This window comes from Isoptericola sp. NPDC055063, assembly GCF_053608125.1.
Genome location: NZ_JBSGUW010000011.1, coordinates 58,112 through 67,848 on the forward strand (window position 1 = coordinate 58,112; position 9,737 = coordinate 67,848).

At 75.5% G+C, this 9,737-nt stretch carries 10 protein-coding genes and 1 tRNA gene; 9 read left to right on the top strand and 2 right to left on the bottom strand.

Annotated features, from left to right (window positions below):
• Positions 1-8: 8 nt before the first annotated feature.
• Positions 9-788, bottom strand: coding sequence for an IclR family transcriptional regulator (locus tag ACWF41_RS14430; protein ID WP_380319712.1), 780 nt, complete (start codon positions 786-788; stop codon positions 9-11).
• A gap of 143 nt (positions 789-931) precedes the next feature.
• On the opposite strand from ACWF41_RS14430, the gene ACWF41_RS14435 reads away from it, so the two are divergent.
• The 9 genes from ACWF41_RS14435 to ACWF41_RS14475 all read left to right on the top strand — a co-directional run bounded on the left by ACWF41_RS14435 (position 932) and on the right by ACWF41_RS14475 (position 9,011).
• On the top strand, positions 932-2,032 hold the full coding sequence (locus ACWF41_RS14435; RefSeq protein WP_380319715.1) for a 2-dehydro-3-deoxygalactonokinase: 1,101 nt from the start codon (positions 932-934) through the stop codon (positions 2,030-2,032).
• Positions 2,029-2,637: a 2-dehydro-3-deoxy-6-phosphogalactonate aldolase gene (locus tag ACWF41_RS14440; protein WP_380319718.1), complete on the top strand. Its 609-nt coding sequence runs from the start codon at positions 2,029-2,031 to the stop codon at positions 2,635-2,637. The genes ACWF41_RS14435 and ACWF41_RS14440 overlap by 4 nt, the downstream gene beginning before the upstream one ends.
• Positions 2,634-3,782, top strand: coding sequence for a galactonate dehydratase (gene dgoD, locus ACWF41_RS14445; RefSeq protein ID WP_380319721.1), 1,149 nt, complete (start codon positions 2,634-2,636; stop codon positions 3,780-3,782). Before ACWF41_RS14440 ends, dgoD begins: the two co-directional genes overlap by 4 nt.
• Positions 3,783-3,859: 77 nt before the next feature.
• On the top strand, positions 3,860-4,384 hold the full coding sequence (locus tag ACWF41_RS14450) for a DUF501 domain-containing protein (RefSeq protein WP_380319724.1): 525 nt from the start codon (positions 3,860-3,862) through the stop codon (positions 4,382-4,384).
• A gap of 66 nt (positions 4,385-4,450) precedes the next feature.
• Positions 4,451-5,413 carry a Ppx/GppA phosphatase family protein gene (locus ACWF41_RS14455; RefSeq protein WP_380319727.1) on the top strand — a complete coding sequence of 321 codons (963 nt, stop codon included), beginning with the start codon at positions 4,451-4,453 and terminating at the stop codon, positions 5,411-5,413.
• A gap of 191 nt (positions 5,414-5,604) precedes the next feature.
• Positions 5,605-5,937, top strand: a complete 333-nt coding sequence (locus ACWF41_RS14460) for a PadR family transcriptional regulator (protein WP_380319730.1) — start codon at positions 5,605-5,607, stop codon at positions 5,935-5,937.
• Positions 5,937-7,304 (top strand): hypothetical protein, encoded by a 1,368-nt coding sequence (locus ACWF41_RS14465; RefSeq protein ID WP_380319733.1) that lies wholly within the window; start codon positions 5,937-5,939, stop codon positions 7,302-7,304. The genes ACWF41_RS14460 and ACWF41_RS14465 overlap by 1 nt, the downstream gene beginning before the upstream one ends.
• A gap of 111 nt (positions 7,305-7,415) precedes the next feature.
• Entirely contained in the window at positions 7,416-8,867 is a 1,452-nt protein-coding gene (locus ACWF41_RS14470) for an NAD(P)/FAD-dependent oxidoreductase (protein WP_380319736.1), read from the top strand.
• Positions 8,868-8,937: 70 nt separating this feature from the next.
• Positions 8,938-9,011 (top strand) — tRNA-Leu (locus ACWF41_RS14475).
• A 12-nt stretch (positions 9,012-9,023) separates the two neighbouring features.
• Here ACWF41_RS14475 and ACWF41_RS14480 read toward each other — a convergent pair.
• On the bottom strand, positions 9,024-9,617 hold the full coding sequence (locus tag ACWF41_RS14480; RefSeq protein ID WP_452182757.1) for a LysR family transcriptional regulator substrate-binding protein: 594 nt from the start codon (positions 9,615-9,617) through the stop codon (positions 9,024-9,026).
• Positions 9,618-9,737: the final 120 nt, after the last annotated feature.

Here is a 9,737-nt window from a genome sequence, read left to right on the forward strand (position 1 = left end):
CCACGGGGTCAGCGCGCGGGGTCGAAGCCGAGGCCCGCGCCGATGCTCGCGGCGGCGTCGAGCACCACGGGCGCGAGCGCCTCGACCCGCGCCGGCGGCATGGCCGGACGCCGCGCGGAGACGCTGATCGCGGCCACGATGGCGCCGCCCGCCTCCCGCACGGGGGCGGCGACGCACAGCACGCCGGGCTCGTTCTCCTCCAGGTCGAGCGCGACGCCCCGCCGGGCGGACTCGGTCATGACGGCGACGAACTGGTCGGCGGTGAGCACCTCCGCCTCCTGTTCGCCGACGCCGTCGCCGTCGGCGCCCGCCCGGCGTTCGGCGAGGAACTGGTCGCGCCAGCGGTCGGGCCGGTCGAGCAGCAGGGCCTTGCCGATCCCGGTGCGGGTCAGGGGCATGCGGTGGCCGGTCCGCGAGCGGGTCGGCTCGCCGCGGGTGCCGGGGATCTTGTCGAGGTAGAGCACCTGCCCGCGGTCCTCGATCGCGAGGTGCACGGTGTCGGACACCCGCGCGTGCAGCGCGCGCAGGGGTGCGGCGGCGACCTCGGCGACGGGGTTCTCCTGCAGCGCCTGGTAGCCCAGCTCGATGAGGGCGGGGCCCAGCGCGTACCGGTCCTCGAGTCGCCGCAGGTACCCGGCGGCGACCAGCAGCTGCAGCAGCCGGTGGGTGGTGCTGCGCCCGACGCCGGTCGCCTCCACGACGTCGCGCAGCCGGTCGTGCCCGCGGGCGACGGCGTCGACGACGGCGAGCCCGCGCGCCAGGGTCTGCGTGCCCGCCGGGGCGAGCACCGGGTCCGCGGTTGCCGGTCGTGCGGTTGCCGGTCGTGCGGTTGCCGGTCGCGGGGTCGCGGGTCGCGTCGCCATCGGGCGAGGTTATCCCGATTATCGGGAACTCTCCCCGGCGTCGCGACGACGGGCCTAGCGTCCCGGCCATGCCCGCACCCGACCCCCACCGCGACGCCGCGCTGGTCGCCGTCGACTGGGGTACGTCGACGTTCCGCGCATGGCTCCTGGACGACGCCGGCGGTGTGCTCGACGAGGTCCGCTCGGACGACGGCTCCCTGCGCACCTCCGCGGGCGCGGCCACGGCCGCCGGCCGCTCCGCCGCGTTCACGGGCACCTTCGTCGCGCGGTGCGGGGGCTGGCTCGCCCACCGCCCCGGCCTGCCGGTGGTGGTGGCGGGCATGGCGGGCAGCGACCACGGCTGGGCCGACGCCGGGTACCTCGACGTGCCCGTCGGCCTCGACCGGCTGGCGCACCACCTCACGGCCGCACCCGTCGACGCGCCCGCGGCGGGCGGCGTCGTGCACCTGGTGCCGGGGCTGCGCGTGCCGGGCCGGGGTGCGTCGGGTCTGCGCGAACCTGGCCCGGACGTGCTGCGCGGCGAGGAGGTGCAGCTCCTGGGCGCGCTCGTGGCGGCATCCGACGGCGCGGACGGCCCCGCGCCGGCCGGCCTTCCCGCGCAGGTGGTGCTGCCCGGCACGCACGCGAAGTGGGTGCGGCTGGACGGCAGCCGCGTCGCCGGCTTCTCCACCGCGATGACGGGGGAGGTGTTCGCCCTCCTGCTGCGCGACAGCGTCCTCGCCCGGCTGGCCGACGGCGGCCCGGCACCGGAGCCGTCGCGCGCCTTCGACCGCGGGCTCGACGCCGAGGCCGGGCAGGGCGACGACCGGGGCCTGCTGACGCTGCTGTTCACCGCGCGCACGCTGGCCCAGGCGGGCCGCCTCGCCCCCGGCGACGTGGCCGACTACGTCTCGGGCCTGCTGGTGGGGTCGGAGGTGCGGCACGCGTTGCGCACCGCCCCCGCCGCCGAGGTCGCGGTCGGCGGCGCTGGCCCCCTCGCCGCGCGGTACGGGCGCGCGCTCGCCCGGCACGGCGCGGCCGCCCGCCCGCTGGGCGACGACCTCGCCCGGGGCGGCCTGTGGCGCGTGGCCGCGGGCGCCGGCCTCGTCGCCGCGCCCACGACACCCCCCGACTCCACGCCCACGAGGACGCCCGCCCCGACGACCCCGACCACGGAGGCCCGCCCATGACCCCGCCCGCCACCGGGCTCGTCGCCATCCTGCGCGGGGTGACGCCTGCGGAGGCGGTCGAGGTCGCCGTCGCCGTCCTCGAGGCGGGCTTCGACGCCGTCGAGGTGCCGCTCAACTCGCCGGACCCGCTGGAGTCGGTGCGGCGCGTGCGCGCCGCGGCCGGCCCCGACGCCCGGGTGGGCGCGGGGACCGTCCTCACGCCCGACGACGTGCGGCGCGCCGCCGACGCCGGCGCCTCCCTGGTCGTGTCCCCGAACACTCGGCCCGACGTCGTCGCCGAGACCGTCCGGCTCGGCCTGGAGAGCTATCCGGGGGCGGCGACGCCCACCGAGGCGTTCGCCGCGCTGGACGCCGGCGCCACGGCGGTGAAGGTCTTCCCGGCCGCCGCGGTCGGGGTCGCCGGGATGCGCGCGTGGGCGAGCGTGCTGCCCGTGGGCACGCGCCTCGTGCCGGTCGGGGGCGTCGACCTGACGACGCTGGCCGCGTGGGTCCGCGCCGGCGCGGACGGCGCGGGCGTCGGCACGTCCCTGTACCGGCCGGGCGACGCCGCGGCCGAGGTCGGAGCGCGGGCCGCCGCGCTCGTGCACACCTGGAGGAACCCGTGAAGATCACCTCGGTGACGACGTATGCCGTCCCGCCCCGCTGGCTGTTCGTCAGGATCGAGACGGACGCGGGGATCGTCGGCTGGGGCGAGCCCGTGCTCGAGGGCCGCGCGGCCACGGTCGCGGCCGCCGTCGAGGAGCTGGCCGACTACCTGGTCGGCAAGGACCCGCGCCGCGTCGAGGAGCACTGGACCGTGCTGTACCGGGGCGGCTTCTACCGCGGCGGCGGCATCCACATGAGCGCGCTCGCGGGCATCGACCAGGCCCTGTGGGACATCACCGGCAGGGCGCACGACGCCCCCGTCCACGAGCTGCTGGGCGGGCGCGTGCGCGACCGCATCACGGTGTACTCGTGGATCGGCGGGGACCGCCCGGCCGAGACCGCCGAGGCCGCGCGGGAGGCGGTCGGGCGCGGCTTCTCCGCCGTGAAGATGAACGGGCCGGAAGAGCTGCAGTACCTCGACACGCGGGACAAGGTGGAGAAGGTCGTCGCCAACGTCGCCGCCGTGCGCGAGGCCGTCGGGCCCGACGTCGGCATCGGCGTCGACTTCCACGGCCGCGTGCACCGCCCGATGGCGCGCGTGCTGCTCGACGCGCTCGCGCCCTACCACCTGATGTTCGTCGAGGAGCCGGTCCTCTCGGAGCACGTCGACGGCATCGCGGACGTGCTGCGCGCGTCGACCACGCCGATCGCGCTGGGGGAGCGGCTCTTCTCGCGCTGGGACTTCAGGGACGTCATCACCTCGGGCGTCGTCGACGTGATCCAGCCCGACCTGTCGCATGCCGGCGGCATCACCGAGGTCCGCAAGATCGCCGCGATGGCGGAGGCGTACGACATCGCCGTCGCCCCGCACTGCCCGCTCGGGCCGATCGCGCTCGCCGCCTGCCTGCAGCTCGACGCCGTCGCGTACAACGCGGTCATCCAGGAGCAGAGCCTCGGCATCCACTACAACACCGGCAACGACCTGCTCGACTACGTCGTCGACCCGTCCGTCTTCGCGTACGCCGACGGGACGGTCGAGATCCCGCGCGGCCCCGGCCTCGGCATCGAGGTGGACGAGGACTACGTGCGTGAGCGGGCCGCCGTCGGGCACCGGTGGCGCAACCCCGTGTGGCGGCACGCCGACGGCTCGGTCGCGGAGTGGTGAGCGCCCGGCGCCGCCGCATCCCCGGGGCCGGGGGAGAATGAGGGCTGCCCCGCCCGCGAACGCCCCGAGGATCTCCTGTGACCGACCAGACGCCCGACGCCGCGCCCGTCGACCCGACCGCCGTGACCGACCGTGACCTCGAGGTGCTCGCCGAGCAGCTCGGGCGCACGCCGCGCGGCGTCGTCGGCATCGCCGCGCGGTGCGTGTGCGGGCGCCCGCTGGTGGTGCGCACCGCGCCGCGCCTGCCCGACGGCACGCCGTTCCCCACGACCTACTACCTCACGCACCCGGGCGCGGTCGCCGCCGCGTCGCGGCTCGAGGCGGACGGCGTGATGAAGGAGATGACCGAGCGCCTCGGCGAGGACGGGGAGCTCGCCGCCGCGTACCGGCGCGCGCACGAGCACTACCTCGCGCAGCGCGCGGAGCTCGGCCAGGTCGAGGAGATCGAGGGCATCTCGGCGGGCGGCATGCCCACGCGCGTCAAGTGCATCCACGTGCTCATGGGTCACGCCCTGGCCGCCGGGCCGGGCGTCAACCCGCTCGGCGACGAGGCCCTCGCCCTGGTCCGCGACCAGTGGCGCCCGGACCGCTGCTCCTGCTGACGGCCTTCGTCACACGGGCCGCGCACGGCAGGCGCGGCGTCGGTGGTGAATGAGAAGGTGTCGCCCGTGACCGAACGCTCCACGACCACCCGGGTCGCCGCCATCGACTGCGGCACCAACTCGATCCGCCTCCTCGTCGCCGACGTCGCCCCCGACGGCACGCTGACCGAGGTCGACCGGCAGCTGCGCATCGTGCGCCTGGGACAGGGCGTGGACCGTACCGGCGAGCTCGCCCCCGAGGCGCTGGCGCGCACGCTCGAGGCGTCGCGCGACTACGCCGCGGTGATCGCGGACGCGGGCGCCACGCGGGTCCGCTTCGTCGCGACGTCGGCCACGCGCGACGCGCGCAACCGGCAGGAGTTCTTCGACGGCGTGCGCGCGGCGCTCGGCGTCGACCCGGAGGTGGCGTCGGGCCGCGAGGAGGCGGAGCTGTCGTTCCGCGGCGCGACCGCGGGCGTGTCTGGGGACCACCCCGGCCCGTACCTCGTGGTGGACCTCGGCGGCGGCTCCACCGAGCTGGTGCTCGGCACGACGACGCCGGAGGCGGCGCTGTCGCTCGACGTCGGCTCGGTGCGCATGACCGAACGGCACCTGCACTCCGACCCGCCCACCGCGGCCGAGGTGGACGCCGCCCGCGCCGACGTGCGCACCGCGCTGGACGAGGCCGCGCGGACCGTCCCGTTCGGCCGCACCACCACGCTCGTCGGCCTCGCCGGCTCGGTCACCTCGGTCACGGCGCACGCCCTCGGGCTGCCGGAGTACCGGCGTGAGGCCGTGCACGGCGCGGTCCTCGGCGTCGACCGGGTGCTCGCCGCCTGCGACGACCTGCTGCACCGCACCCGCGCCGAGCGCCTCGCGCTCGGCTTCATGCACCCCGGCCGCGCGGACGTCATCGGCGCCGGCGCGCTGGTGTGGTCGGAGGTCGTGCGCCGCGTGCGCGACGACGTCGCTGCCGCGGGTGGCACGCTGGCCGACGTCGTGACCAGCGAGAGCGACATCCTCGACGGCATCGCACTGTCTCTCGCCTGACCGTCCGGCAGACCCACCCCGCCCGTCGACCAGGCGGTTGCTCCCGGTATGCGCGCCCGGACGCGCTCATACCGGCACCCACTGCCTGGTCGGCGGGCGGGCCTCCTTCGCGACACGGCGGCGCGGCCCCCTTCCACTACTGCGCATCGCGCACTAGTGTCTGTCGCGAAGCAGTCGGGAGGAGAAGGTCGATGGACACGACGCAGCTGCTCAAGGGGGTCCTCGACGCGGCGGTCCTCGCCGTCGTCGAGGACGAGGACGGATACGGGTACGACGTGGTGCGGCGCCTGCGCGCCCGGGGGCTCGACGACGTGGGCGACGCGTCGGTCTACGGCACGCTCCGGCGGCTGTACGCCGCGGGGGCGCTGACCAGCTACGTCGTGCCGTCGGAGTCAGGCCCGCACCGCAAGTACTACGGCATCACCGCCCACGGGCGGCAGGTGCTCGCCATCCAGCGCAAGGAGTGGCAGGAGTTCGCCGGCACCGTCGGCGGCCTCCTCGGGAACAGGGACGAGGCAGCCTGATGATCATCGACGACACCACCGGGGCCGGCGACGCCGCCCGCCCCGCGCTCGGCACCGTGCTCGACGCGCACGCCCGCGGCTACGCGCAGGCGGTCCGGCTGCAGCTCGCCGACCTCGGCCCGGAGGTCGTCGACGAGCTGACGGACGGGCTGGAGGCGGACCTCGCCGAGGCGTACACCGACGCGTCCGCCCCGCTCGACGGCGTGCCGGGCCGTCCCGACGCGGCGGACGACGTCGCGCTCGACCTCGCCGCCCACTTCGGCGCGGCGGCGGCCTATGCCGCCGAGCTGCGCACCGCCGCCGGTCTGCCCCTCGCGCTGCCTGACGCCCCGGGCCGGTCCGGGAAGCGGTCCTTCGCCGCCCGGCGGGCGCTCGTCGCCGACCGCTGGCGCCGCGCGTGGCACCCCGTCACCAGCACGCCGCAGTGGGACCGCCTCCGCGTGCTCGGGCGCGAGCTGCGCCCCGCGTGGTGGGTGGCGCGCGGATGGCTCGTCGGTGCGGTGCTGGTCGCGTGGTTCACGGACGGCCGGCCGTCCCTCGTGCCCGGGGGCGTGGGCGAGCTGATGGCCATGAGCCTCGCCGCCCTGGTGAGCGTGCAGTGGTCCCGCGGGCACTGGCTCCCCGTCGGCTGGCGGGCCCGGACCACCGTCGCGGCGTCGGTCGTCGCGGTGCTCGCCGTGCCGGCCGTGGCCAGCGCGACGTACGACGGGTCGGTGCACGGGTCGACGGGCGGGGGCGGCTCGTACGACGCCGGCTACGCGGCCGCCCAGAACGACGCGTCGAGCGTCGGGTACGGCGGGTACTCCGGTGACGACGGCGTGTGGGTGGACGGCATGCAGGTGTCGAACCTGTTCGCCTACGACGCGCACGGCGACCCGATCAAGGACGTGCAGCTCTTCGACGACCGGGGTCGTCCCGTGCGCACCATGACCGACGACGGCGCGCAGCAGGCGTGGTCCGTCCCCGACGTCGAGGGCACCTGGTTCTTCCGCCCCGCCACGGCCGACGACGGGCGCTCGCGGTGGAACGTCTACCCGCTGCGCGCCCTGCCCGAGGCGGGGATGGAGTGGTCGGACGACGGCTCCGAGGTGCAGCCCCCGGTCGGGACCCAGCCCGAGGCGATGCCGTGGCCGTTCCTCAAGGCGCCCACGTCTCTCGAGGGGGCGGGCGCGAGGGAGGACGCGTCCGAGGGCGACCCGGGCGGCGGCGACGCCGACGAGGGCGCGGACGGGACCGCGACGACGCCCTCGACGGGCGGCGGAGCGACGTCCGAGCGCGACGGGGCGGCGAAGGGCGGCCGGGAGTCGTCGTCCGCCGGGGCGGCGACGGACGTCCGGACGTCGACGGCGGTGGCTGCAGGGCGCTGACCTGCGACGGTGCGGCGGGGTGGCGCGGTCGTCGCCCCGCCGTCACCGGTGCGGTGTCGCACCGTGGACGGCCCGACTGCGGGGCCCCGGGGCGGTCGTAGAATGGTGTTCATGCCTCAGAACGTTCTGTCGTCGGACACCCATGTCCAGGACGCGCCCGCAGCGGCGCCGCGGCCCCGCAAGGTTCCCCGCATCGTCGTCCTCGGCGGTGGTTCCGTCGGCCTCTACGCGGCGCGTCGTCTGCGCCGCAAGCTCGGCAAGAAGGACGCGGCGATCGTCGTCGTCGACCCGCGCCCGTACATGACGTACGCACCGTTCCTGCCCGAGGCCGGCGCCGGCTCGATCGACGCCCGCGACGTCGTCGCCCCGCACCGCAAGGCGCTCAAGGGCATCGACGTGCTGCAGGGCAAGGTCACCCGCATCGACCACGCCGACCACAAGATCACGATCCACCCCGAGGAGGGGCCGGACTACGAGGTCTCCTACGACCAGGTCGTCGTCGGCCTCGGCTCCGTCTCCCGCACGCTGCCCATCCCGGGCCTCGCGGAGAACGCGATCGGCTTCAAGAACGTGGAGGAGGCCATCGCGGTCCGCAACCACGTGCTCAACCGCATGGACGTCGCGTCCTCCACGTGGGACGCGGAGGCGCGCAAGCGCATGCTCACGTTCACGTTCGTCGGCGGCGGCTTCGCGGGCATCGAGGCTCTCGCCGAGATCGAGGACATGGCGCGCTACGCCACCCGCAACTACCCGACGATCGACGTCGAGGACCTGCGCTTCGTCATGATCGAGGGCTCGAACCGCATCCTCCCCGAGGTCTCCGAGCCCATGGGCCTGTGGGCGCTCGACGAGATGAAGAAGCGCGGCATCGAGTTCCACCTCAGCACGTTCCTGTCGTCGTGCGTCGACGGTCACGTCGTCACCTCGACGGGCGTCGAGTTCGACACCGAGACCATCGTGTGGACCGCGGGCGTCAAGTCGAACCCGGTCATCAAGGAGGACTCGGACCTCCCGTTCGACAAGCTGGGCCGCGTCATCGTCAAGCCGACGCTGCAGGTCGCGACCGAGGACGGCGAGGTCGTCCCCGACGCGTGGGCCGCGGGCGACTGCGCCGCCGTGCCGGACGTGCTGAACCCCGGCCAGTTCTGCCCGCCGAACGCGCAGCACGCGATCCGCGAGGCCACGAAGCTCGCCGACAACATGGTCGCCCTCCTCAAGGGCGAGCAGCCCGAGGACTACGCGCACAAGAGCGTCGGCGTCGTCGCCTCGCTCGGCCTCTACAAGGGCGTCGCGGAGCTGTTCGGCTTCCTCAAGCTGCGCGGCCCGCTCGCGTGGCTCGCGCACCGCGGCTACCACGTCATGGCGATGCCGACCGGCAACCGCAAGATCCGCATCCTCATCGGCTGGATCGGCCAGTTCCTCATGGGCCGCGAGATCGTGTCCCTCGGCTCGCTGCACGACCCGCGCGACGAGTTCCGCAAGGCGTCGGTGCCGCCGAAGCAGCCGGGCCAGAAGGTGGAGCAGAAGGCCGAGTCGTCGGCCGCGCGCGCCGAGAAGGGCTGACCTTCCCCGGTACGGTGAACGGGCGTCGGGCCGACCTCTGCGGGTCGGCCGGGCGCCCGTTCTCGTTCTCGCCCCCGTAGCCCAACTGGCAGAGGCGGCCGGCTTAAACCCGGCAAAGTCCCGGTTCGAACCCGGGCGGGGGCACCTTCGACGTCGTCAGGCGCCGGCGCTGTCGGTCATCTCGGCCTCGACGCCGGCGCCTGCGCGCCGGAACGCGTCGACGACGCGGCGCACGGCGAGGCGCTCGGCGCGGTCGGGGCGCAGGACGGCGGAGACGTGCCGCGCGATGGCGACGTCGGCCAGCTCGCGCAGCACGAGGCGGTCGCCGGTGGGCGTGGTGAAGCGCGGAAGGACGGCGACCTGGTGGCTGGAGGCGACGAGCGCCTCGATGAGGCGGTTGTCGCGCAGCCGCTGCGTGACGCGCAGCTCGGCGCCGGTGGTCTGCTCGACGGCGAGGCGCACGGTGTCGAAGGGATAACCCAGCGGCACGCCGATCCAGTCGGCGTCGACGAGGTCGTGCGGGCGCACGCGCGGCAGCCGCGCGAGCGGGTGGTCGGCGGCCATCGCGACGTCGAGCGGCTCGCGTGCGAGCGGCACCACGGTGAGCCCTTCGGCCCCGGCGGGCCGCACGCTGGTCAGCGAGTGCGCGACGACGACGTCGTGGTCGGCGGTGAGCGGGCCGTACTCGGCCTCGGCGATGTCGACGTCGGCGCAGCGCAGGGTGATGGCCGTGCCCTCGAGGTCGGCCATGACGCGGGGGAGCAGGAACGTGGGGGGGGTGGGCAGGGGCGGCCAAACCACGGTGGCCGACGGGTCTTCCCTGAAATCCTCCCCACCGGACCTCCCCCCCCCCGCAAAAGCGGACAAAAA